Annotated in this window: 22 protein-coding genes; 11 read left to right on the top strand and 11 right to left on the bottom strand. The window is 64.9% G+C overall.

The features are described from left to right. The first annotated feature begins 20 nt into the window (after positions 1 to 20). Positions 21 to 779 (top strand): ABC transporter permease, encoded by a 759-nt coding sequence (locus tag RGQ15_RS05265; RefSeq protein ID WP_311161035.1) that lies wholly within the window; start codon positions 21 to 23, stop codon positions 777 to 779. Continuing rightward, a complete protein-coding gene (locus RGQ15_RS05260) occupies positions 769 to 1359 on the top strand; it encodes an ABC transporter ATP-binding protein (protein WP_311159175.1) in 591 nt (196 codons plus the stop codon). Before RGQ15_RS05265 ends, RGQ15_RS05260 begins: the two co-directional genes overlap by 11 nt. On the opposite strand, the gene RGQ15_RS05255 is transcribed toward RGQ15_RS05260, so the two are convergent. The 6 genes from RGQ15_RS05255 to pqqA all read right to left on the bottom strand — a co-directional run bounded on the left by RGQ15_RS05255 (position 1347) and on the right by pqqA (position 5387). Next, positions 1347 to 2123 carry a quinoprotein dehydrogenase-associated SoxYZ-like carrier gene (locus tag RGQ15_RS05255; RefSeq protein WP_311159174.1) on the bottom strand — a complete coding sequence of 259 codons (777 nt, stop codon included), beginning with the start codon at positions 2121 to 2123 and terminating at the stop codon, positions 1347 to 1349. The genes RGQ15_RS05260 and RGQ15_RS05255 overlap by 13 nt on opposite strands. After that, positions 2120 to 3256: a pyrroloquinoline quinone biosynthesis protein PqqE gene (gene pqqE, locus RGQ15_RS05250; RefSeq protein WP_311159173.1), complete on the bottom strand. Its 1137-nt coding sequence runs from the start codon at positions 3254 to 3256 to the stop codon at positions 2120 to 2122. The genes RGQ15_RS05255 and pqqE overlap by 4 nt, the downstream gene beginning before the upstream one ends. Beyond that, complete coding sequence (gene pqqD, locus RGQ15_RS05245; RefSeq protein ID WP_311159172.1) at positions 3253 to 3567, bottom strand: pyrroloquinoline quinone biosynthesis peptide chaperone PqqD; 315 nt, start codon at positions 3565 to 3567, stop codon at positions 3253 to 3255. Before pqqD ends, pqqE begins: the two co-directional genes overlap by 4 nt. Then, on the bottom strand, positions 3564 to 4343 hold the full coding sequence (gene pqqC / locus RGQ15_RS05240; protein WP_311159171.1) for a pyrroloquinoline-quinone synthase PqqC: 780 nt from the start codon (positions 4341 to 4343) through the stop codon (positions 3564 to 3566). The genes pqqD and pqqC overlap by 4 nt, the downstream gene beginning before the upstream one ends. Then, positions 4340 to 5230 carry a pyrroloquinoline quinone biosynthesis protein PqqB gene (gene pqqB, locus RGQ15_RS05235; protein ID WP_311159170.1) on the bottom strand — a complete coding sequence of 297 codons (891 nt, stop codon included), beginning with the start codon at positions 5228 to 5230 and terminating at the stop codon, positions 4340 to 4342. Before pqqB ends, pqqC begins: the two co-directional genes overlap by 4 nt. Before the next feature lie 64 nt (positions 5231 to 5294). Then, entirely contained in the window at positions 5295 to 5387 is a 93-nt protein-coding gene (pqqA, locus tag RGQ15_RS05230; protein ID WP_311159169.1) for a pyrroloquinoline quinone precursor peptide PqqA, read from the bottom strand. A 147-nt stretch (positions 5388 to 5534) separates the two neighbouring features. Here pqqA and RGQ15_RS05225 point away from each other — a divergent pair, with 147 nt between their 5' ends. The 7 genes from RGQ15_RS05225 to argC all read left to right on the top strand — a co-directional run bounded on the left by RGQ15_RS05225 (position 5535) and on the right by argC (position 17339). Continuing rightward, positions 5535 to 6593, top strand: coding sequence for a quinoprotein relay system zinc metallohydrolase 2 (locus tag RGQ15_RS05225; RefSeq protein ID WP_311159168.1), 1059 nt, complete (start codon positions 5535 to 5537; stop codon positions 6591 to 6593). A gap of 58 nt (positions 6594 to 6651) precedes the next feature. Continuing rightward, a complete protein-coding gene (locus tag RGQ15_RS05220; protein ID WP_311159167.1) occupies positions 6652 to 12156 on the top strand; it encodes an alpha-2-macroglobulin family protein in 5505 nt (1834 codons plus the stop codon). 96 nt (positions 12157 to 12252) lie between these two features. Next, positions 12253 to 13227, top strand: a complete 975-nt coding sequence (locus RGQ15_RS05215; protein WP_311159166.1) for a helix-turn-helix domain-containing protein — start codon at positions 12253 to 12255, stop codon at positions 13225 to 13227. A 105-nt stretch (positions 13228 to 13332) separates the two neighbouring features. Continuing rightward, complete coding sequence (gene adh / locus RGQ15_RS05210) at positions 13333 to 14859, top strand: aldehyde dehydrogenase (protein WP_311159165.1); 1527 nt, start codon at positions 13333 to 13335, stop codon at positions 14857 to 14859. An 81-nt stretch (positions 14860 to 14940) separates the two neighbouring features. Continuing rightward, positions 14941 to 15975, top strand: coding sequence for an alcohol dehydrogenase AdhP (gene adhP, locus RGQ15_RS05205; protein ID WP_311159164.1), 1035 nt, complete (start codon positions 14941 to 14943; stop codon positions 15973 to 15975). 2 nt (positions 15976 to 15977) lie between these two features. Beyond that, positions 15978 to 16316, top strand: coding sequence for a DUF779 domain-containing protein (locus tag RGQ15_RS05200; protein ID WP_311159163.1), 339 nt, complete (start codon positions 15978 to 15980; stop codon positions 16314 to 16316). A gap of 114 nt (positions 16317 to 16430) precedes the next feature. Further along, complete coding sequence (argC, locus tag RGQ15_RS05195) at positions 16431 to 17339, top strand: N-acetyl-gamma-glutamyl-phosphate reductase (protein ID WP_311159162.1); 909 nt, start codon at positions 16431 to 16433, stop codon at positions 17337 to 17339. A 60-nt stretch (positions 17340 to 17399) separates the two neighbouring features. Here argC and RGQ15_RS05190 read toward each other — a convergent pair whose 3' ends face one another. The 5 genes from RGQ15_RS05190 to RGQ15_RS05170 form a co-directional block, all read right to left on the bottom strand. After that, a complete protein-coding gene (locus RGQ15_RS05190; protein WP_311159161.1) occupies positions 17400 to 17609 on the bottom strand; it encodes a Trm112 family protein in 210 nt (69 codons plus the stop codon). Further along, positions 17606 to 18244, bottom strand: a complete 639-nt coding sequence (locus RGQ15_RS05185) for an LON peptidase substrate-binding domain-containing protein (protein ID WP_311159160.1) — start codon at positions 18242 to 18244, stop codon at positions 17606 to 17608. Before RGQ15_RS05185 ends, RGQ15_RS05190 begins: the two co-directional genes overlap by 4 nt. Position 18245: 1 nt before the next feature. Continuing rightward, entirely contained in the window at positions 18246 to 19157 is a 912-nt protein-coding gene (trxA, locus tag RGQ15_RS05180; protein ID WP_311161033.1) for a thioredoxin, read from the bottom strand. Between the two features lie 80 nt (positions 19158 to 19237). Further along, a complete protein-coding gene (locus RGQ15_RS05175) occupies positions 19238 to 20023 on the bottom strand; it encodes an exodeoxyribonuclease III (RefSeq protein WP_311159159.1) in 786 nt (261 codons plus the stop codon). A gap of 259 nt (positions 20024 to 20282) precedes the next feature. Then, on the bottom strand, positions 20283 to 20969 hold the full coding sequence (locus tag RGQ15_RS05170) for a response regulator transcription factor (RefSeq protein WP_311159158.1): 687 nt from the start codon (positions 20967 to 20969) through the stop codon (positions 20283 to 20285). A 133-nt stretch (positions 20970 to 21102) separates the two neighbouring features. Here RGQ15_RS05170 and ribA point away from each other — a divergent pair, with 133 nt between their 5' ends. Next, on the top strand, positions 21103 to 22164 hold the full coding sequence (gene ribA, locus RGQ15_RS05165; protein ID WP_311159157.1) for a GTP cyclohydrolase II: 1062 nt from the start codon (positions 21103 to 21105) through the stop codon (positions 22162 to 22164). Beyond that, positions 22164 to 22694: a L,D-transpeptidase family protein gene (locus RGQ15_RS05160; RefSeq protein WP_311161031.1), complete on the top strand. Its 531-nt coding sequence runs from the start codon at positions 22164 to 22166 to the stop codon at positions 22692 to 22694. The genes ribA and RGQ15_RS05160 overlap by 1 nt, the downstream gene beginning before the upstream one ends. The last annotated feature ends 16 nt before the right edge of the window (positions 22695 to 22710 follow it).

Here is a 22710-nt window from a genome sequence, read left to right as displayed (position 1 = left end):
GATCCTTGGCTGACAGCAGAATGCCGCGCTCGGGCCTGACCACCGGGTTGCTTTCGGTGCTGGCGTTGCTGATGGTCTGGACGATCGCCTCGCAACTGACCGACAGGCCGCAGACCTTGCCCGCCCCCTGGGTGGTCGCTTCCCGGATCGGTCAGCTGGCCGCTTCGGGTGAGCTGGCCTTCAATGCAGGAATGACCCTGATGCGGGTCATCGCGAGCTTTGCTCTTGCGATGGTGGCCGGGCTGGGTCTTGGACTTGCGATGGGGCGCAGCCGAAACGTCGACAACTGGCTGAACCCTGGGCTGATCATCCTGCTGAACGTGCCGGCCCTTGTGCTGATCGTGCTGAGCTATATCTGGATCGGCCTCAACGAGACTGCGGCGATCCTGGCCGTCGCGCTGAACAAGATCCCGGTGGTCACGGTCATGGTGCGCGAAGGCGCCCGCGCCCTGCGCCCCGATCTTGACGACATGGCCCGGTCGTTTCGCATGTCGCCAGCCGCGCGCCTGCGCCACGTCGTTCTGCCGCAGCTTGCCCCGCAGATCGCGGCGGCCGCACGGGCGGGAATTTCCCTGATCTGGAAGATCGTCCTGGTGGTCGAGTTCCTTGGCCGCTCGAATGGGGTCGGATTCAAGATCCACCTGCTGTTTTCCAGCTTCGATGTCACCGGAGTGTTGGCCTGGGCGCTGACCTTCGTGGCCGTGATGCTGGCCATTGACCTTTTCATCCTGCGGCCATGGGAACGCCACGCCAATCGCTGGAGACGGGATGAAGCTTGATCTGCAATCCAAGAGCTTCGGAACCAGGCCGGTCCTTGGCGACCTCGTCCTGTCGGTCTCGCCGGGCGAACGGCTGGCGATCCTTGGCCCCTCGGGCATCGGCAAGTCGACGCTGCTGCGAATCCTGGCCGGACTCGACACCAATTTCCGAGGGAACAGGAGCGGCAGCGAACGACTCGCCCCGGTCTTTCAGGAACCCGTCCTGCTGCCCTGGCGAAATGCGCTGGCCAATGTCACCATCCCGACAGGCTGCCCGCCGGGGGTCGCGCGCGAATGGATGGCTCGCGTCGGGTTGGCCGGGCATGAGACGAAATTCCCTCGTCAACTCTCGCTTGGCCAGCAGCGACGTCTGTCGCTTGCGCGCGCCTTTGCATCGGACCCCCAGATCCTGCTGATGGACGAACCATTCGCCTCGCTTGATGCCGAAACCGCCAGCCGAATGATCGCGTTGACCGCCGATCTGCTGGATCGGACCGGGGCGGGGCTCGTCATCGTCACCCACGACCCGGCCGAGGCCGAGGCGCTCAGCGCCCGTTCGGTCACCCTTTCGGGAACGCCTGCCCGCCTTCAGAAAGACTGATCCCAGACCCGGCCGTCGGTATCCGCGGCGTGAACCATGACCGGGCCGCTGCCGGGCTCGTAGGCAAAGCGGAACACAGGGTCCTCGGAAATCGAAATACCCGCCGACATGGTGAACAGTTCGGCATCGTCCTGCCGCACAGCAAGCGTCTGGATGAATTCGGCCGGGATGGTCAGCAGGGTCAGCTGGTCGCGTTGCAGGCCCGAGAAATTGGGATGGCGGATCATCAGCGTTCCGATGCTGCGCCCTTCCTCATCGGCCTTGCGAAAGCGCATCTCGCCCATAGTGGCCCGAACCTCGTCCATGCTCTTGCCGGCGGGCGCAGCGCATCCGCCCGAGGCCTTGACATAGCGCCCCGCCATCACCTTGCTGCCGTCTTCGAGCGTCGCGATCGCGCGAAGGTCAGAATAGGTGTCGACACGCACCCGCACCTCGAAATCCAGGGGCATCAGCGCCTGACCAAAAGTGAACTCGGCAGCGACCGGCGCAGGGTTTCCGTCAATGACCAGGGTGAGCGCGGCAATCGCCGGCGCGCCATCGGGTTGGGTGACATGCACCGGCACGAGCGCCGGGTTGTCCGCCCGCTGCGGCGCATCAAGGAGCAGGATCGAGGGGTCGATCCGCGGCTCTTCGTCGGTGCCCAGAATGCTTGCACGCAGATCGTCCCACAGCGGAGAGGGCTGCAAGGGGTTTTCCACCTCGGAAGCAAGAGGAGGACCGGCCGCGAGCAGGGCCGTCGTGAAGGCAAGAACCAGAAGTTTCATGTTCGTTTCTCCTTCGACATGCGGCGGTAGACCAGCGCGATGTCGTCGCTCGACGCCTCGGCTTCGGCCTCGGCGCGAAGCCGGGCGTTCAGGGGCGAGCGCGAACAGACAGGGTCCGTCGCCGCCGGATCATTGGCCATTGCCATCGCCTGGCATCGGCACCCGCCGAAATCGATCTCGCGCCGTTCACACGAAGCGCAGGGCTCGGGCAACCATGCGGTGCCGCGAAAGGCATTGAAGGCCGAACCGTCCCGCCAGATGCGGTCAAGGCTGTTGTCCCGCACATTCTCGAATTCCAGCCCGGAGATCGTCTGGGCCGCGTGGCAGGGCAGCACGATGCCGTCTGGCGTGACGTTCAGGCCGGTCGAGCCCCACCCCCCCATGCAGCTCTTGGGAAAGGTCGCATGGTGATCGGCGGGAACGTAATCGATGACCATCCGCCCGCGCAGCCTGTCGCGTGCCTCGTTCACCACTTCACGAGCACGCTGCGCCTGCTCCGGCGTTGGCATCAAGGGCCTGCGGTTAAGGTTGGCCCAGCCGTGGAACTGAACCGTCGCGACCTCGATCCGGCGGCAGCCGAGACGTTCGGCCAGGGCGATCATCTCGGGCAGGCGATCAAGGTTCTGGCGGTGAACGACAGCATTCAGCGTCAGGGGGAAACCGATTTCGCCGATCCAGTGCGCAACCTGCATCTTGCGCGAGAAGCTGCCGCCGTAGCCGCTGATCCAATCCGCCATCTCGGCGTCGATCCCCTGCAACGAAAGCTGGACGTGATCGACCAGACCGTCCAGTTCGCGCAGCCGCGCCTCGGTCAGACCGATGCCCGAGGTGATCAGATTGACATACAGACCTGCGTCACGCGCGCCCTGTGCAATTTCTGAAAGATCGCGCCGCGAGGCTGGCTCTCCGCCCGACAGATGTACTTGCAGAACGCCAAGTTCGGCTGCCTGGCGAAAGATCGCGGTCCATTCCCCTGCCGTCAGCTCTTCGGCGACGCGGGCCAGTTCGACCGGGTTCGAACAATAGGGGCATGCCAAAGGGCAGCGATGCGTCAGTTCGGCGAGCATCGCGATGGGCAGGCCGACCCTGACCGGATTGCCCTGGATGTCGCGGGGCAAGGATTGGCCGTTCATCGCCCCCTCCCCTCGTCATCGCAACCCGCCAGGAAGACCATCCGTCGATCGACCAGACCCGAGAGGAAATCCTTGACGTCGCCTTCGATCTGCTCGATCGGGGCCGAGTATCGGTCGCACAGGCTCCGGATCACCTCGGCGAGGCTGCGATGGCCGTCCAACTCGGAAAGGATCGCGTCCCCCACCGCATCCAGCTGCATCGCGCGCTCGGGGGCCAGCAGAACACGGATGCCGCGAACCTGGTCGTCGTGCAGGCGAACACCCCTTGGCAGGTATGGAATGCAAAAGTTGCTGAGGGAGGGTGCAGTCATGGGACCTCGGCCAATTCCGGGCTGCGGATCGCCAGCCCCTCGCCGGGACGCCACGCGCCCGGCGCAATCGCCCCTTCCACATAGCCGTGCCAAAGCGCGTCAAGCTGCGCCCAAAGCACATCGGTCTTGAACGTCAGCGCGGCCGCCGCGGCGTCCTGCTTTTCAAGAGTATCGGCACGATCGAGCACATAGTTCAGCCCGAACTCGACATCCTTCGACGCCTCGTTCAGCCGATTGCGAAAATAGGAAAGGCTGGAATCATCGGCGAAATCGTAGTGTTTCAGCAGACCCTCGATGCGTTCGGCATGGATCTTGGGCGCGAACATTTCGGTCAGGCTGGCGGCAACCGCGTCCAGCAGCGGCATGTCGCGCACGAAACGGACATAGGCGTCCACGGCGAAACGCGTGGCCGGCATGACCCCGGCGCCGCTTGCCACATAGGCGGGATCAAGGCCCACGGCCTCGGCCAGGGCCAGCCAGCGTCGAATGCCGCCGCCCTCATCCGTGCCGCCGTCATGATCCTCGATGCGCGACCTCCAGACGCGGCGCAGTTGCGGGTCCTCGACACGCGACATGAAGGCTGCATCCTTCATCGGAATGCGCGACTGGTAATACCATCGGTTCACAACCCAGGCACGCACCTCGTCCGGGCTGCACTCGCCCCCGTGCAACCGCTTATGAAAGGGATGGCGATCGTGGTAGCGCTCGGCCCCGATATGCTTGAGTCTTTCAAGAAATTCAGCACGGGATTGCGGTCCGTGATCGGCAAGCTTCATGGCATGATCTCCATTCCGTCATGGCCGACCTGCCAACCTGCAGCTTCGGCATGGGCTCGCTCCGGGCTGGCGGGATCGACCAGCGGATTTGAATTGTTCAGATGCACATAGATGCGTCGTTGCACCTGCACATCCGCAAGAAGGCTCATGCTGCCATCCGGGCCCGACACCGGCACATGACCCATGCGCCGTCCCGTCTTTACCCCAAGACCGGCGCGGATCATCTCGTCATCCGTCCAGAGCGTTCCGTCGAGCAGAAGCGCGTCCGCGCCCGAAATCCGCGTCCTGAGCCAGTCGGGAACAAAGGCGCAGCCGGGCACGTAAAGCACCCTGCGACCCGCCGCGCTCAGCTCGACACCCACGGTTTCCTCGCCCATGCGTCCGGTCTCGACCACGTCGCCCTCAAGGTAGAGCGGCACCTTGCCGGGCACGGAAAACAACTCGGCCGTAAGGCCTTTCACCAGTTCGAATGGCCGATCCAGCGCAATCTCGCGGCGCTGGACCAATTTCGGATTCAGCGCAGACAACATCGGGTTTGCCGCCAGCACGGCATGAATGGCCGGAGTGGCGAACAGATCGAAGGGCTGGCCTTCACGCAGGGTCAACAAGCCGGCAACATGGTCGATATCGCCATTGGTCACGAGAACCGACAGTATAGGCGAACCGCGCAGCGCGCCGGGACGCAGCACCGGGCTTGCGGCAAGCTGATTTCGCAGGTCTGGTGAGGCATTCACCAGCGCCCAGTTTTCACCATCTGCGGAAATCGCGATCCCGCTTTGGCTCATCGAGGGAATCCGCCCCTCGCGGGCAGCGTCGCAGTTCGGGCAACCGCAATTCCATTGCGGCAACCCGCCACCGGCTCCGGTGCCGAGAATCACGATACGCATGGTCACGGTTTCATGGCACGACCGGCCCCGCTCCGGGGACCGGCCGGTTCAGGTCGACGTCAGTTCAGAACAGAACCGGCTCGTCCTCGGCCGGTGCATACATGTTGATTTCCATGCCGCAGGAGATTTCCTTCAGCGCGGGTTTCTTCCAAGCCATGAGTTCCTCCTCCTCGTTTCGCCCGTGTCATCGGACGTTCTGATGCTATGCCCATGACGGTTTCAGTCAACCCGCCAAAGGTCTTAGATGGTGCTGGCAGAGCAGCCATGTTACCCTGATCCGCCGGGCAAACGAAGGAGACGGCGGTTGTTTCATCTGGTTCTGGCTGCATGTCTCGCCAATGACCCCGAAATCTGCTCGCAACGCCTTCTGCCCGCCGCCGATGCCCCCACCAAAGAGGATTGCCACAACAGGGCAGAGCCCATCGCGCGCGACTGGCTTGCCCGACATCCCGAGTTGAAGGGCAGCATGGCCAATTGTGTCGAAACTGCATCCCTTCCGGCATTCGATGTTCAGGAAATCGCCGACGGCGTCTATTTCCGGCAGGGCGAAATTGCCCAGATGACGCGGGAAAATCAGGGGCGTATCGCCAATCTTGCCTTTATCATCGGCGATACGGTCGCGGTCATCGACGCGGGCGGAAGCAGGGCAGAAGGCGAGGCGCTTTATGCCACCATTCGCCGCCTGACGGATCGTCCGGTCAGCCATCTGATCCTGACCCATATGCATCCCGATCACATCATGGGTGCCGAGGTCTTCGCCGAGGCAGGGGCGACCATCCTGGCCCATTCCGCGCTGCCCGAGGCCGTGGCGCGCCGAACCGCCGCATGGATGATCTCGGTCCCGGACCAGATCGGCCCGCTGGCATTCCTGGGCACGCATATCGCGCCGGTGGACCAGACGATCGACAGCGAAACGATCATCGCGCTGGGTGGAACCGAACTGACGGTCACGCCGCAGCCGACCGCGCATACCGACAACGATCTTGTGGTGCGGGACAGCGAATCGGGCGCACTGTTCACGGGCGATCTGGTGTTTCGCGGCCTGACGCCTTCCATCGACGGTTCTTTGAAGGGTTGGCAGGAATGGATCAACGCCGGGCCACCCGAACCTGCCCCCAGCATGATCATCCCGGGCCACGGCCCGATCGCGAAAACCTGGGACGAAGCCGTCGCGCCCGAAGCCGGCTATTTCGACGCGCTGCGCGACGCGACACGCAAGGCCGTATCCGGTGGAATGCCGCTTTCCCAGGCCATCCCCGCCATCGTCGTGATGATGAAGTCTCATGCCGAAGGCTGGGTCGACTTCGACGCAATCTCGGCCCGCAATGCCGCGACAGCCTATTCGCAACTGGAATGGGAATAGGCCGGTTGCCTGACCGCTGCCACGATGCCACCCTGTCGTCGCGGAGTGGAGGGATATCATGGCGCAGAACTTCTGGCATCGGCTTGTCCCCGCAGCCATGACCCTGGGGTTGTTGGCGGCGCTTCCCGCTCAGGGGCAGGATGCGCCGATTCCACCTTCGCGGCTGGAACTCGAGCCGGACACCGATCGACCCGGAGGTGATCTGGGACGCATTTTCGACACCACGCTGCAAGCCTGTATCCAGGCCTGTCTGGCCGACCCGCAATGCCGCGCCCTGACCTATAATCAGAACGCCCGTTCCTGCTTTCCGAAGGGCCAGGAGGCCGCCGCCGCGACCCCATTTTCCGGAGCCTTGTCAGGGCAGGTGGTTCCCACCGGGCCCGAGGCACTGTCGCGCGCTGCCAGACGAGCCGATGCCGCCAGCTTCCTTGTGCCGGCGGATCTGAACGCCGCGCTGCTTCAGGCAAGGACGCTGCCCGCGATGAACCCGCCCGTCGCGGTGGGCGACCCGCTTTCCGGCTCTGCGGAAGCCGAGGCAGCCGGAGACCTTCCTGCCGCTGCCCGCCTGATGTCCCATGCCGTGGCGGCCAAGGACCGCGCCGAGGATTGGACCAATCTTGCGCGGCTGATGCTTTATACCAGCGATTCCGATGACCGGGACGCTTCGGCCTCGATCGCGTCGATGGCGATCAACGGTTATCTGCGGGCCGATAGCGACGCAGTCTCGGGGCGCGCGCTGTCATGGCTCGCCATGGCGTTTGAAAGGCTCAACCGGGGCCGTGACGCATTGGGCGCTTTGCGGCTGGCTGCCGAGCTTTCGCCCGGAGACGCTGAGATTGCCGCCGCCTTGTCGGAATCCGAGATCCGCAACGGGTTTCGCGTGACTGACACCGAGGTCGAATCCGAGGGGCGGCTGCCCCGCTTCTGCGCCATCATGTCGCGCGATCTCGCCAAGGGTCGCGACTATTCCAGCTTCCTGCGTCTTCCGCCGGGCGATCTGACGGTCGAGGCCGAAGGAAGCGAGCTTTGCGTCGCCGGTCTCGCGCATGGGCAGGAGATCACCTTGACCCTGCGCAGCGGTCTGCCCTCGGCAGATGGCGAAACCCTTGCCCGCGACGTCAACCTTCGCGGCTATGTTCGGGACCGCTCACCGGAAGTGCGCTTTCCGGGCAGGGCCTATATCCTGCCCGCATCGGGCGACCAGCGTCTGTCGATGGTCACGATCAATGCCGACCGGGTCGATCTGAAACTGCTGCGGATTTCGGATCGCAACCTGATCCGCGCCATGACCGAAGACATGTTCGCCAAGCCGCTCGACAGTTGGCGCAGCGGCTATTTCTCGGAGCGCATGGCGCGCGAGATCTGGCAAGGAACGGCCGAGGTCGCCAAGCCGGTCGGGCAGCCCGCCCTGAACCGGGAGCTGACGACAAGCCTTGCCATCCCGGCAGCGGCGGGGCCGCTTGAACCCGGCATCTACATTCTGGAGGCGGGGGTCGCCGATCGTGACCCCGACGAAACCGGGCTCGCGACCCAATGGTTCGTGATCTCGGATTTCGGGATTTCGACCTATTCGGGCACGGACGGGTTGACCGTTGCCGTTCGAAGCCTTCGGGATGTGTCGCCCAAGCCGGGGGTCGAGGTCGCGATGGTCAGCAGGTCGAACGAGGTCCTTGCAAGGGCACGGACCGATGCAGAAGGCATTGCGCATTTTCCTCCGGGCCTCAGTCTTGGCAGCGGCGGGGCCGAACCGGCGCTGGTCACGGTCACGTCCTGGGACGGCCAGGGCCCGGATCGCGTCCCGCTGGACATGGCTTTCCTGTCCCTGGCCGAGCCGGAATTCGACCTTTCCGACCGCGGCGTCGAGGGCCAGCCCCCTGCCCCCCCGATCGACCTTTTCCTGACGACGGATCGCGGCGCATATCGGGTGGGCGAAACCGTCAATGCAACTTTCATTGCCCGTGATGCGGATGGCCGGGCGCTTGTTGGCCTGCCCCTGACGGCCGTCATCCTGCGGCCGGACGGGGTCGAACACGCCCGCATCGCCCCAACCGCTGCGGGTGCCGGAGGTGGAACCGCAAGCTGGTCGATCCCCGGGAATGCGCCACGGGGAACATGGCGCATGGAACTGCGGACAGCGGCCGACGGCCCGGCACTGGCGACCGCCCGGCTTCTGGTCGAGGATTTCCTGCCCGAGCGGATCGACTTCACGCCCTCCCTTCCCGAAGGTCCGGTAAAGGCAGGTGGCGATCTGACCTTGTCGCTGAGTGCGCATTGGCTGTTTGGTGCCCCGGCCGCGAACCTGCCAGTCGAAGCCCAGCTCCGCATCGCGCCGACCCGCAGCCTGGACAGTTTTCCCGGCTACCAGTTCGGACGCGAGGACGACGAGTCCCAACCGGTCATCAGAACCATTCCGGCTGGCGTGACGGATGCGCAGGGGAATTACAGCCTGACGGCAGCGCTTCCTTCGGCGGCCGAGCTTGGCCCCCACCCTGTCGAGGCTGAAGTCGTTCTGGATATTCGCGAAGGCGCGGGCCGCCCGGTCGAAAGAACCGAATCCCGAACTGTCATGCCAGACGAGCCGGTCATCGGCATTCGGCCGCTTTTCGAAGGAGAAACCGTTTCCGAAAATGCCGAAGCGCGTTTCGCTTTCGTCGCCATCGGCCCGGAACTTCAGCCAGTGGCGACTCCGCTGCGCTGGGTGCTGAACAGGATCGACACGGATTACCAATGGTATTCGCTGGACGGCGCATGGAATTGGGAGCCGATCACGACACGCCGGCGCGTGACCGAAGGCGTGGCCGAACCCGGAGCTCAACCGGCCGCGATCACCGTCCCTGTCGAATGGGGTCAATATGAACTGGTGGCCGAGCCAGCTTCGGGCAAGGGCGGGGAAAGCTCTGTTACCTTCCATGCCGGCTGGGGCGCCGTTGCGGAAGCCGGAAGTCCCACGCCCGACCGGCTGCAGGTCGTGCTCGACAAGCCCGCCTATCGCAGCGGCGAAACGGCGCGCGTTAAGATCGTGGCGCGGTCCGACGGAACCGGGCTCGTCTCTGTCCTGTCGAACCGGCTGGTGGCGTTGCAGCCCGTCGAACTGCGAGAGGGAGAGAACACGGTCGAACTTCCGGTGACGGATGCATGGGGCTCGGGCGTCTATGTCACCGTAAGCGCGCTGCGCCCGGTCCGAGATGTGGCGGCGGGCAACCGGTTGCCTGTCCGAGCCCTAGGCCTGGCCCATGCCGCCGTCGATCCGGGAGAAGGCCAGCTTGTCGCCTCGCTCGACCTGCCGACCGAGACCCGCCCGCGCGGAACGGTCCCCGTGACATTGAAGCTCGAGGGCGCCGCTGGCGCCAAGGTCCACGCCACGGTCGCGGCGGTCGATCAGGGCATCCTGAACCTGACGCGTTTCAACCCGCCGGACCCGTCCCAGCACTACTTTGGCCAGCGTCGGCTGGGGGTCGGCCTGCGCGACCTGTACGGGCGGCTGATCCTGTCCACGGGCGCGCCGGACGGTGCGCTGCGCGAGGGCGGCGATGCCATGAATTCGAACACCGCAGCCCCTCCACCCACCGAAGAGCTGATGAGCTGGTTCTCGGGCCCGCTGACGCTGGGCGAGGATGGAACGGCGACGGTCGAGGTGCCGATCGGAGATTTCAACGGCGAAATACGCGTGATGGCCGTCCTTTGGTCCGAAAATGGCGTCGGTCAGGCGAACGCATCGGTTCTCGTGCGCGATCCGGTGGTGATGACTGTAACAGCGCCCGCATTCCTTGCGCCGGGAGACCAGGCCGAGATCGGTCTGCGCCTGACCCATGCTTCGGGTCCGGGCGGAGAAATGAGGCTCGCCCTTGAACAGACGGGCGGCGATGCCCCCCTGACGACCAGCCTGCCATCCGACAGCGTGACGCTGAACGACAAGGACGAAAGCTTGCTTCGGATACCCGTCTCGGCCAGCGATGCCCAAGGGCGGGCGAACCTGCGCCTGACGCTGACGACGCCTGACGGCATGGGTCTTACCAAGGACATCACCCTTCCCGTTTCGCTGAACGAGACCGACATCCAGCGCCATGAGCGAATGACCATCGGTCCGGGACAAAGCGTCACCCTGCCCCCCGAACTGACCGCTTCGCTTTCGCCGGGGGCAGTGCTGAGCGCGGCGGTCGGTCCCTATGCGCGACTCGACGTGGCCGGAGCCCTGACCCGGCTTGCCCGCTATCCCTATGGCTGCACCGAGCAACTGACCTCGGGGGCGATGCCCTTGCTCTACGCTGCAGGACTTTCCGCATTGGAAGGGGTCGATGGCGGCGCGACCGAAGAAAACGTTCAGCGCGCGATTGCCCAGATCCTGACACGTCAGGGCGCGAATGGCGGGTTTGGCCTTTGGCGGGCGGATTCGGGCGATCTCTGGCTTGAAGCCTATGTCACGGATTTCCTGTCGCGCGCCCGCAGCGCGGGATACCAGGTCCCGGACAAGGCCTTCCGGCTGGCCATCGACAACCTGCGCAACCGCTCGAATTACGCGATGGACCCCACCGCCGCTTCACCGGACGAGAACGCGGCCCTCGCCTATGCGCTGGCGGTTCTGGCGCGCGAACGCGCGGCAACCGTCGGCGACCTGCGCTATTATGCCGATACGGCCGCGGCGGCGTTCTCGACCCCGATGGCTGCGGGCAATCTGGGCGCTGCGCTGGCCTCGTACGGCGATCAGGCTCGGGCAGACCGGCTGTTTGCGCAGGCCGCGCGGCTGCTGGAACAGGGCCAGGATGAAGCCCATGTCTTCCGCGCCGATTACGGTACGCGGCTTCGCGATGGGGCGGCCCTTCTCGCTCTTGCCGCCGAGGCAAGGACGCAGACGATCGACGAAACCGCGCTGACTTCGGATCTGGCGGAACGGATCGACCGCGCGGCGCAGGCGGGGAACCCGCTTTCGACGCAGGAATCGGTCTGGACGATCCTGGCGGCTGCTGCCCTGTCGCGATCGGTTCCGCCAGCGGCGCTGAACGGCGTGGCGCTGACCGCACCGATCGCAGAGCTTCCTGATGACGATGCCAGCATCTCGAATCCCGGCGACCAGCCGCTGGAGGTGACGCTGACCGCGACGGGCAAACCCGTTTCCCCTCCGCAGGCGGGCGGGCGGGGCTACCGGATCGAGCGGAGCTATTTCACGACCGGGGGCGAAGCGATCGATCCGGCAAGCGTTGCCCGCGGCACGCGGATCGTCGTGCGTATCGAGGTCACGCCCCAGACCGAGGGCGGCGGACGGCTCATCATCACCGACCCGCTGCCTGCGGGATGGGAAATCGACAATCCCAACCTGCTGCGTGCGGGCGACATCTCGGCCCTCGACTGGCTGGACGGGCAGACCGGGGCGGAGATGACCGAATTCCGTGCCGATCGTTTCTCGGCCGCATTGACCTGGATCACGGACGAGCCGTTCACCCTGGCCTATATCGTCAGGGCCGTCACGGCCGGCAGCTTCCGCCATCCGGCCGCCAGCGTCGAAGACATGTATCGGCCAGAATTCCGGGGCTGGAGCCAGGGCGGAACCATCACCGTGACGCCCTGAGCGGGTCACGACCGCATGAGCAGGCGAAAGGATTGCTTGCCCCAATGTGGAAGCCGCCCGATAATCCGGCGGATCGAGTAAGGAAGGGAGGAAGCCTTGCCCGAACACCGACATGAGGATCGCGTGCTGCAGGCGTCACAATCGCCCGGCGCCGTCACCCGCCTTGCGGCAAGCTGGCGGCGCTCGATGATGAAGCACGGACTTGACCCGGCCCGCGCACCCCGGGTTCGCCAGCTCACCTCGCGTGAACTGGTCGAACGTTGCGATGCGCTGGAAGACTTCATCGAAGTGGCACGGCCCCAGCTTGACCACCTGTTTCAGTTGGTCTGCCCGACCGGATGCAGCGTGCTTTTGACCGATGCCACCGGGATCGTCCTTGAGCACCGCGTAAGCGACGCGGATGCCCTGACCTTTCGCGATTGGGGCCTTTGGAGCGGCGCCGACTGGTCCGAGGCAGCCGAGGGAACCAACGGGATCGGCACCTGCCTTGCCGAAGGACGGCAGGTCACGATCCACCGCGACGAACATTTCTATGCCCGCAATACCGGGCTCTCATGCATGGACGCCCCGATCTGGGGACCGGACGGGCGGTTGATCGCGGCGCTGGATGTCAGCTCGGCGCGCTCGGACCATGCCGAACGCTGGAATGCCCTTATCGGCGCGCAGGTCGCGCAGAGCGCCCGCCAGATCGAGGCCAGCTTTTTCCGCGCCTCGTTCCCCGGCGCGCGCATCGTCACCGCACAGGCCGAGGGCACGGATGACGCCACGCTGCTTGTCGCCGTCGACAAGGACGATCTTGCCATCGGCGCGAACCGGGCCGCGCGCCGCGCCTTCGGGCTGGAAAAGGAAGGCCAGCTTCGCCCTCGCCCCGCCTCTGACCTGTTCGGACGCGAGGACGAGGCGACGGGCTTCGAAAAGGCCGAGCGGGCCGCGGTGATTCGGGCGCTTGCGCGGGCCGAAGGCAATGTCTCGGCCGCGGCGCGCGCGCTTGGCGTTGGCCGTGCGACGCTTTACCGGCGCATGTCTCGGTTGGGAATTTCCGAAAATCCCGGCCGACTGTCTCGGGGGTGAAACACATTCCGCGCTGCGGCGTGAAGCCCGCGTTGATTTGTCTTTCGCCCCGTCACAGGCTTCCCTCAGCACCGGCTGGAGGAGCCGGTCTGACAGGAGGAAACCATGCCGAACGACCAGACGCATGACTTCAAGGGCGTGAACGTGATGCCCTTTGCGAAGCGTTACGACAACTTTATCGGCGGCGATTGGGTCGCCCCGAAATCCGGGAAGTATTTCACCAACACGACGCCTATTACTGGCGCCGAGATCGGCGAGATCGCCCGATCGAACGCCGATGACATCGAACTGGCGCTGGATGCCGCCCATGCCGCCAAAGACAAGTGGGGCCACACTCCGGCTGCCGAGCGTTCCAATATCCTGCTGAAGATCGCGGACCGGATGGAGGCGAACCTAGAACTTCTCGCCACCGCCGAAACCTGGGACAACGGCAAGCCGATCCGTGAAACGATGGCCGCCGACATTCCGCTGGCGATCGACCATTTCCGCTATTTCGCGGGCGTGCTGCGTTCACAGGAAGGCTCGATTTCCGAAATCGACTCGACCACCATCGCCTATCACTTCCACGAGCCGCTGGGCGTTGTCGGCCAGATCATCCCGTGGAACTTCCCGCTGCTGATGGCCTGCTGGAAGCTTGCCCCGGCGCTGGCGGCGGGGAACTGCGTGGTGCTGAAACCGGCCGAGCAGACCCCGGCCACCATCATGGTCTGGGCCAGCCTGATCGGCGATCTGCTGCCCCCGGGCGTGTTGAACGTCGTCAACGGCTTCGGTCTGGAAGCCGGCAAGCCGCTGGCGTCATCCCCGCGCATCGCGAAGATCGCTTTCACCGGGGAAACCACCACCGGCCGGCTGATCATGCAATATGCGTCGGAAAACCTGATCCCGGTGACGCTGGAGCTGGGCGGCAAATCCCCCAACATCTTCTTCGAGGACGTCGCCCGCGAGGATGACGATTTCTTCGACAAGGCGCTGGAAGGCTTTGCCATGTTCGCGCTGAACCAGGGCGAGGTCTGCACCTGCCCGTCGCGCGTGCTGATCCAAGAATCGATCTATGACCGCTTCATGGAACGCGCCGTCGCCCGTACCAAGGCGATCAAGCAGGGCGACCCGCGCGACCTGTCGACGATGATCGGCGCGCAGGCTTCGAGCGAGCAAAAGGAAAAGATCCTGAGCTACCTCGATATCGGCAAGAAGGAAGGCGCCGAGGTTCTGACCGGCGGCAAGGCGGCCGATCTGGGCGGCGAGCTGTCCTCGGGCTTCTACATCGAGCCGACGATCTTCCGCGGCACCAACAAGATGCGGATCTTCCAGGAGGAAATCTTTGGCCCCGTGGTTTCGGTCACGACCTTCAAGACCGAAGCCGAGGCGCTCGAGATCGCCAATGACACGCTTTACGGCCTTGGCGCGGGCGTCTGGTCTCGCGACGCGAATACCTGCTTCCGCATGGGCCGCGGCATCAAGGCGGGCCGGGTCTGGACCAACTGCTACCACGCCTATCCGGCCCATGCGGCCTTTGGCGGCTACAAGCAGTCGGGCATCGGGCGCGAGACCCACAAGATGATGCTCGATCACTACCAGCAGACCAAGAACATGCTGGTCAGCTACTCGCCCCAGAAACTGGGCTTCTTCTGACAAGATCGGGGGCGCCGGGACACCGCGCGCCCCTTTTTCCACGCCTTTCCTTTCTGGATCGACCCCATACGAGGTTACTTCATGGCAAAGACGATGAAAGCTGCGGTCGTCCGCGAATTCGGCAAGCCCCTTACCATCGACGAGGTTCCGATTCCCGAACCGGGGCCGGGCATGATTCAGGTGGCGATTCAGGCTTCTGGCGTCTGCCACACGGACCTGCATGCCGCCTCGGGCGACTGGCCGGTCAAGCCGAACCCGCCCTTCATCCCGGGCCATGAGGGCGTGGGCTTCGTCTCGGGCGTGGGCGCGGGTGTGAAACATGTGAAAGAGGGCGACCGCGTTGGCGTGCCCTGGCTTTACACCGCCTGCGGCCATTGCCGTCATTGCCTCGGCGGCTGGGAGACGCTTTGCACCGAGCAGCAGAATACCGGCTATTCGGTGAACGGCGGCTTTGCCGAATACGTGGTGGCCGACCCGAATTACGTCGGACACCTGCCCAAGGACATCGACTTTCTTGAAATCGCCCCGGTGCTTTGCGCCGGCGTCACCGTCTACAAGGGGCTGAAGGTCACGGACACGAAGCCGGGCGATTGGGTGGTGATCTCGGGCGTGGGCGGGCTTGGCCACATGGCCGTGCAATATGCCAAGGCGATGGGGCTGAATGTCGCCGCCGTCGACATCCATGACGACAAGCTGGAATTCGCCCGGAAGCTGGGCGCGACGGTGACGGTGAATGCCGCAACCGAGCCCGACCCTGCTGCTGCGATCCGGCGCCAGACCGATGGCGGCGCGCAGGGCGTGCTGGTCACCGCCGTCAGCCCCAAGGCCTTCGAACAGGCCATCGGCATGGCCGCGCGCGGGGGCACGATCTCGCTGAACGGGCTGCCGCCGGGGACCTTCCCGCTGGATATCTTCGGCATGGTGCTGGACGGGATCACGGTGCGCGGCTCGATCGTGGGGACGCGGCTCGACCTGCAGGAATCGCTGGATTTCGCGGCCCAGGGCAAGGTCAAGGCCACCGTCAGCCGGGCCAAGCTCGACGATATCAACGGGATTTTCGACCGCATGCGCAAGGACCAGATCGAGGGCCGCATGGTCCTTGATCTGACCGCCTGATCATGGAGGTGCTTGATCAGGTCGAGGCCACGCCCGCTGCGCTGGAACTGCTGGCGGCGATCGTCGCGGATCACGGCCCGGTGCTGTTTCACCAATCGGGCGGCTGCTGCGATGGCTCTTCTCCGATGTGCTATGCGCAGGGTGAGTTTCAAATCGGCGCGCGCGACGTCAGGCTGGGCGAGATCGGTGGCATGCCCTTCTATATCTCGGCCAGCCAATACGAGGCCTGGAAACATACCCGCCTGATCATCGACGCCATTCCCGGTCGGGGGGGCATGTTCAGCCTCGATAATGGGCGCGAGAAAAGGTTTCTCGTCAGATCAGATCTCTGCAAGATCTGATCTGCCAGCGCGGGCGCGGGTCCTCCCCCGAAGCGTGGCGCGCCCGCGCTGCCTTTCCCGGTTTGCCTGAACTGGACGGTTGCTGTAAAAGGCCCCGGCAAACAGGAGGCCATGATGGCGCACAAGGTTTTCATCGACGGCGAGGCCGGCACGACAGGCCTGCAAATTCGCGACCGGCTTGTCGGACGCGACGATATCGAACTGATCCAGATCGATCCCGCCCGCCGCAAGGATGCCGATGCCCGCCGCGATGCCTTTGCCAGCGCCGATGTCGCGATCCTTTGCCTGCCCGACGCCGCCGCGAAAGAGGCTGTCGCGCTGGCCGAAGGGCTGCCGGTCCGCTTCATCGACGCCTCGACGGCCCACCGGGTCGATCCGAACTGGGTCTTTGGGTTCGCCGAACTGACCCCGAACGCGCGCGAAGCCATCGCCGGAGCGAAGCTTGTTTCGAACCCCGGCTGCTATTCCACGGGCGCGATATCGCTGCTCGCGCCGCTGGTTCGTCTTGGGCTGATCGCCCCCGGCGAGGCGCTGTCGATCAATGCCGTCTCGGGCTATACGGGCGGCGGCAAGGAGCTGATCGGCGAATATGAGCGTGGCGAGGCGCCACCCGCTTTCGTCTATGCACTGGGTCAGAAGCACAAGCACCTGCCCGAGATCATGAAATATGCCGGCCTGACGGCACGCCCGGTCTTTGCCCCATCGGTCGGCAATTTCGCGCAGGGCATGGCCGTGCAGATCCCGCTGCATCTTGAAGGGCGCGGCAATATCGGCGACCTGCGCAAGGCCCTGGCCGAGCATTATGCCGGTCAGCAATTCGTCACGGTAGTCGATGCCCCGGCGCGCATCGTGCCGACTGCAGTCAACGATACCAACCGGCTGGAAATCTCGGTTCATGGCGATGACGCGATCGGCTGCGCCGTGCTGGTCGCGGTGCTCGACAACCTCGGCAAGGGGGCTTCGGGCGCGGCGGTTCAGAACCTCAACATCATGCTCGGCGCTGACGAGGCGGCCGGCCTGTAAGCCGCCCGGGAAACGATTGCGGCCTGTGCCCGGCACGGGCCGCAGTTTCCGCCGGACGGATCAGTTCGCCTTGATCTGTCTTGCCTCGTCGATCAGCATGATCGGAATGCCGTCATGGATCGGGAAGGCGAGGCCAGCCGCTTCCGAAATCAGTTCCTGCCGCTGCGCATCATAGCGCAGGGTGGTATGCGTCACCGGGCAGACCAGGGCTTCGAGCATGTGGCGATCGAAGCCGCGTGCGGCTGCCGTTGGGGTGGTTGCGTCGGTCATTGAATGATTTCCTCGTCATCGCCGCCCCTCAGGGCATATTCAAGCAGCCCGTCCAGCAATTCGCGGCGATCCGCAAGGGAAGGGCTTTCCAGAAGCGCCTGTTTCTCCTCGGTCGAGAACGGCAACAACATCGACAGCGAGTTGACGAGCGCTTCCTCGTCGGCGGATTCGGCCGAACTCCAGTCCGAGACAAGCCCGCGTTGCCTCGCAAACCGCGCCAGCCGGGCCATCAGGGCATCGCGATCGAAACCTTCGACCGTTTCGGGTCTGGAAGAGAGATCCCGTTCAAAACCCGTCCACCTGACTTTTGCGTATCGATAGGGGCGAAAGCCGTCTTCGATGCGTCCCAGCCGAAAACGCGACCGCGCCTTCAGCGAGATCATCAACCGGTTGTCGTCGAGTTCCGAAAAAGCGACGATCCGGCCCGCGCAGCCAATCTGTGCCAGGCGCTGCCCCTCGGGGTGAACAGGTTGGATCATCCCGATCAGCCGCGAGGGCGTCTTGAGAACATCCTCGACCATCTGCAGGTAGCGCGGCTCGAAGATCTGCAACGGCAGGCGCGTGCGGGGCAACAGGATCGCCCCGCTCAACGGGAAAAGCGGAATTCCATCGGGCAGTTCCGCAGCGCGTGACATGTCAGGCAAAGATAAGCGACGACAGGCGCCGGCGACCTTTCTGGGCGATCGGATCGGTGGGCTTCATCGCATCGAAAATGGTGATGAGCTGCGCCTTGGCCGCCGCGTCATTCCATTCGCGATCGCGGCGGAAACCTTCCAGAAGCTGGTCGATCGCGGCCTCGACATCGCCTGCCGCGTGAAGGGCGGTCGCATAGTCGAAACGCGCCTGCTGGTCCGCCGGGTCGGCCTCGACCTTCAGGCGCAGGTCATCAAGCGGTCCTGCGGAAGCCGCCTGGCGCGCCAGTTGCAACTGCGCGCGGGCGGCTTCTACCGGCCCGGCCTTGGCGATGACAGCGGGAACATTGGCCAGATCGGCCTCGGCCGTGTCCATGTCGCCCTGCGCCATGCGAGACCGGATCAGGCCACCCCAGGCGATGGCGTTTTCGGGTTCTTCCTCGATAATGGCGGCGAAGGTCTCGGCCGCATCATCGGCGGCGCCCTCGGTCAGCATCGCCTCGGCCGCTTCCAGCGCATCTGCCAGACCGCCGTCATCGCCGCCCATCTGGGCAAGCTTGTCGACGAACTGCTTGATCTGGCTTTGCGGGACCGCGCCCTGGAAACCGTCGACCGGCTGCCCCTGGAAGAACGCATAGACCGTGGGGATAGATTGCACGCGCATCTGCGCTGCGATCATCTGGTTCTCGTCCACATTCACCTTGGCCATGCGGACGCGGCCCTTGTGGCGGGCGACCTCGGCTTCCATCTGCGGCCCCAGCGTCTTGCACGGCCCGCACCAGGGCGCCCAGAAGTCCACGATCACCGGGACCTCCATGGATTTCTCGACGACTTCGGCCATGAAATTGGCCTCGGTCACGTCGATGATGAAGTCTTCGGTCTTGGGCGCGGGCGTATCGGCGCCGTCAAAAATCATGGCCATGGTCTTCCCCAGAAGCTCGGGTTTTCTCGGTCAGGCGCAATATGGTGTCTAAGCGCCCGTTGCGAAAGGGCGGATCAGAGATCGAAACTGGCTAATACCGGAACATGGTCGCTGGGCTGCTGCCAGCCCCGCACCGGGCGCAGGATGCGGCTGTTATGCCCGGCGCTGGCGATATCGGGCGTGGCCCAGATATGGTCGAGACGGCGCCCCTTGTCGGCGGCGTCCCAATCCTTGGCGCGGTAGCTCCACCAGCTGTAGAGCAGGCCAGAGGGAATGTCCTGACGCGTGATGTCGACCCACTTGCCCGCATCCTGTGCGGCGCCCAGATGCTCAACCTCGATCGGAGTATGGCTCACGATCTTCAGAAGCTGCTTGTGCGACCAGACATCATCCTCGCGCGGGGCAATGTTCAGATCGCCGACCATGATGGATTTCTGCGGGTTGTCGGCGTGAAAGGCGTCGCGCATCTCGGTCAGGAAATCGAGCTTCTGGCCGAACTTGAGGTTCTGTTCGCGGTCGGGAATATCACCACCGGCCGGGACGTAGAAATTGTGGATGGTGACACCGTTTTCCAGCCTTGCCGCGACATGGCGCGCATGTCCCAGACCGGCATAGTCGCGGTCGCCAGCATCCTCGATCGGCAGCTTGGAAAGGATCGCGACGCCGTTATATCCCTTTTGCCCGCGAGCCACGAAATGGGTGTAGCCAAGCGCGCGGAACGCCTCGAGCGGGATCTTCTCGACCGGGCTCTTGGTCTCCTGCAGGCACAGGATGTCCGGGGCCTCGTCGGTCAGCAGACGGGCGACGAGGGTCTCGCGCAGGCGAACCGAGTTGATGTTCCAGGTGGCAAGGGTGAACATGGAAAGCCTCCGGTTGGTCGGGGCGTGACCCTAGGACCATGGCCGCCGCTTGTCCACCGCAAGGCAGTTGCCCGGGGGCATCGCCCCCGCGGCACGGGCGGCCCTCGACGGGCCGGCCGGGGCGTGGCTTCCCGCCGGAACGTGCCGCCCGGGAAAGGAAAAACCCGGCCACTGGGGCCGGGTCGTCATGTGGCCGCATCCACCGAACCACTGGGCTTGGCAAGGGAAACCCGCGGCGGGGCCACGGGTTCCTGCCCCCTCACACGACGAGCCGATATCCGCCGGATTCCGTGACCAGCAGCCGCGCGCTCGAAGGATCGGGCTCGATCTTCTGGCGCAGTCGATAGATGTGGGTTTCCAGCGTGTGGGTGGTGACACCCGCATTATAGCCCCAGACCTCGTGCAGCAGCACGTCGCGCGGCACGACGCCGTCCTGCGCACGATACAGGAACTTCAGGATGTTCGTTTCCTTCTCGGTCAGGCGGATCTTGCGGTCCTTCTGATCGATCAGCATCTTCATCGCGGGCTTGAACGTATAGGGCCCAAGCTGGAAGATCGCGTCCTCGGATTGCTCATGGGTGCGCAGCTGGGCGCGCAGCCGCGCCAGCAGCACTGGGAATTTGAAGGGCTTGGTGATGTAGTCGTTCGCCCCGCTGTCGAGCCCCAGGATCGTATCCGCATCGGTATCGTGACCGGTCAGCATGACCACCGGGCATTTCACGCCCTGCTTGCGCAACCGCTTGCAAAGCTCGCGACCGTCCGTATCGGGCAGGCCCACATCCAGCACGACAAGGTCGAAGATCGCGCCCTTGGTCCGTTCGACGGCTTCGTGACCCGAGCCCGCCTCGAACACCTCGAAGTCCTCGGTCGCGACAAGCTGCTCGGCCAGGGCCTCGCGCAGGTCCTCTTCGTCATCGACCAACAGGATCTTTTTCAGTCCGGCCATTCTTGCCTCCATTGCCTTTATGGCGGAAACGTGAGGTGGCCGGGGGCGGGCGTCCAGCACATTGCAGCAATTCTCACATGGAGTTGTCGGAAATCGTCCCTATGTTTCAGTTTGTTTCAACGCGGCGGTTCCGATGACCCTGATTCCGACCCTGACCGAGACCGTTTCCCGCGCGCGCACCGACCTTCGGATGGGCCTGCCCGTCGTGATCGGCGCCGCTTTGGTGGCCGCGGTCGAGACATTGTCACCGGACAGGCTTGCGCTGATGCGCATGCTGGGGCCGGCCCATCTCGCCATCACCAGCTGGCGGGCCGAGACGCTCAAGGCGCGGGTCTATGACAATGACCTGTCCCGGATCGAGCTGCCGCCCGAGGCCGACCTGCGCTGGTTGCGCTCCATCGCCGATCCGGCCGGCGACCTGATGACCCCGATGAAGGGCCCGCTGAAAAGCCTGCGCGGCGGTGACGCCGCAGCCGAGCGTGCGGCGATTGCACTCGCGAAATCGGCCCAGCTTCTGCCTGCAGTGCTGGTCGTGCCCGTCGAAAGCTCCCCCGAGGGTCTGACCCGTCTTTCGCCGGGCCCCGCGCTCGAGCAGCTTGCCACCGAGGCGGCGATGGCGCCGGTCGCCGCGGCCCGCTTGCCGCTTCTTTCCGCCGAGAATTCCAAACTGCACATTTTCCGCCCCAATGATGGCGCGTCCGAACATTACGCGGTCGAGATCGGACAGCCATCGCGCGACAAGCCGGTGCTCGCGCGCCTGCACTCGGCTTGCTTCACGGGGGACGTGCTGGGCAGCCTGAAATGCGACTGCGGCCCGCAGCTTCATGCCGCGCTTGGCGCGATGGGCACGGCGGGCGAAGGCGTGCTGCTTTACCTCAACCAGGAAGGCCGCGGCATCGGGCTTGCAAACAAGATGCGTGCCTATGCCCTGCAGAACCAGGGCTTCGACACGGTCGAGGCAAATCATCGACTGGGCTTTGAGGACGACGAACGCGATTTCCGCATCGGTGCCGGCATCCTGCGCGAGATGGGCTTTGGCTCGGTTCGCCTGATGACCAATAATCCGCGCAAGGTCGCGATGCTGGAGGGGCATGGAATCGCGGTGGCCGAGCGCGTGCCGCTGATCACGCCCCGCAATCGCCACAATACGAACTATCTGGACATCAAGGCTCAGAAATCGGGGCACCTGCTGTGATCCGCCTGACCCCCTTGGGGCTGCATACCCGCCACCGCACCTTCCCCTGCTCGGTCGGTCGCGGCGGGCTTGCGGTCTCGAAACACGAGGGCGACGGGGCGACCCCGGTGGGCGAACATCACATAGTCGGCCTGCTCTACCGCCCCGACCGGGTCGCCCGGCCCGCGGCCTGGGCCCAGCCCATCCTGCCCGGCGACCTGTGGTGTGACGCCTCGGGGGATGCCGATTACAACCAATACGTCCGTGCCCCCTTCATACCGGGCCACGAATCCCTGCGCCGCCCGGATCCGCTTTACGACGTCGTGCTGATCACCGACTGGAACTGGCCCGATGCCGAGCCCGGCAGGGGCTCGGCCATCTTCCTGCACCAATGGCGAAGGCCCGGCTTTCCGACAGCCGGCTGTATCGCGATGGCGCGGCGGCACCTTCTGTGGCTGGCCTCGGTGGTCGAGCCCGGAGAGCGGCTGGAAGTTCCTGCCCTACCCCGCTGGCCCGCCCGCAAGGCGGCGCCACGACACGGCAAGGATTGATCCGGGGGCTTTGGCA

Source organism: Paracoccus sp. MBLB3053 (genome assembly GCF_031822435.1).
Taxonomy (GTDB): Bacteria; Pseudomonadota; Alphaproteobacteria; order Rhodobacterales; family Rhodobacteraceae; genus Paracoccus; species Paracoccus aurantius.
The sequence above is the reverse complement of the archived record's forward strand: the minus strand, read 5'-3'. Positions and strand labels throughout refer to the sequence as shown.

What these genes read in the sequence shown, in the direction of transcription:
- RGQ15_RS05265 (WP_311161035.1), top strand. Translation starts at nt 21, where the DNA reads ATGCCGCGCTCGGGCCTGACCACCGGGTTGCTTTCGGTGCTGGCGTTG.
- RGQ15_RS05260 (WP_311159175.1), top strand. Translation starts at nt 769, where the DNA reads ATGAAGCTTGATCTGCAATCCAAGAGCTTCGGAACCAGGCCGGTCCTT.
- RGQ15_RS05255 (WP_311159174.1), bottom strand. Translation starts at nt 2,123, where the DNA reads ATGAAACTTCTGGTTCTTGCCTTCACGACGGCCCTGCTCGCGGCCGGT.
- pqqE (WP_311159173.1), bottom strand. Translation starts at nt 3,256, where the DNA reads ATGAACGGCCAATCCTTGCCCCGCGACATCCAGGGCAATCCGGTCAGG.
- pqqD (WP_311159172.1), bottom strand. Translation starts at nt 3,567, where the DNA reads ATGACTGCACCCTCCCTCAGCAACTTTTGCATTCCATACCTGCCAAGG.
- pqqC (WP_311159171.1), bottom strand. Translation starts at nt 4,343, where the DNA reads ATGAAGCTTGCCGATCACGGACCGCAATCCCGTGCTGAATTTCTTGAA.
- pqqB (WP_311159170.1), bottom strand. Translation starts at nt 5,230, where the DNA reads ATGCGTATCGTGATTCTCGGCACCGGAGCCGGTGGCGGGTTGCCGCAA.
- pqqA (WP_311159169.1), bottom strand. Translation starts at nt 5,387, where the DNA reads ATGGCTTGGAAGAAACCCGCGCTGAAGGAAATCTCCTGCGGCATGGAA.
- RGQ15_RS05220 (WP_311159167.1), top strand. Translation starts at nt 6,652, where the DNA reads ATGGCGCAGAACTTCTGGCATCGGCTTGTCCCCGCAGCCATGACCCTG.
- adh (WP_311159165.1), top strand. Translation starts at nt 13,333, where the DNA reads ATGCCGAACGACCAGACGCATGACTTCAAGGGCGTGAACGTGATGCCC.
- adhP (WP_311159164.1), top strand. Translation starts at nt 14,941, where the DNA reads ATGGCAAAGACGATGAAAGCTGCGGTCGTCCGCGAATTCGGCAAGCCC.
- RGQ15_RS05200 (WP_311159163.1), top strand. Translation starts at nt 15,978, where the DNA reads ATGGAGGTGCTTGATCAGGTCGAGGCCACGCCCGCTGCGCTGGAACTG.
- argC (WP_311159162.1), top strand. Translation starts at nt 16,431, where the DNA reads ATGGCGCACAAGGTTTTCATCGACGGCGAGGCCGGCACGACAGGCCTG.
- RGQ15_RS05190 (WP_311159161.1), bottom strand. Translation starts at nt 17,609, where the DNA reads ATGACCGACGCAACCACCCCAACGGCAGCCGCACGCGGCTTCGATCGC.
- RGQ15_RS05185 (WP_311159160.1), bottom strand. Translation starts at nt 18,244, where the DNA reads ATGTCACGCGCTGCGGAACTGCCCGATGGAATTCCGCTTTTCCCGTTG.
- trxA (WP_311161033.1), bottom strand. Translation starts at nt 19,157, where the DNA reads ATGATTTTTGACGGCGCCGATACGCCCGCGCCCAAGACCGAAGACTTC.
- RGQ15_RS05175 (WP_311159159.1), bottom strand. Translation starts at nt 20,023, where the DNA reads ATGTTCACCCTTGCCACCTGGAACATCAACTCGGTTCGCCTGCGCGAG.
- RGQ15_RS05170 (WP_311159158.1), bottom strand. Translation starts at nt 20,969, where the DNA reads ATGGCCGGACTGAAAAAGATCCTGTTGGTCGATGACGAAGAGGACCTG.
- ribA (WP_311159157.1), top strand. Translation starts at nt 21,103, where the DNA reads ATGACCCTGATTCCGACCCTGACCGAGACCGTTTCCCGCGCGCGCACC.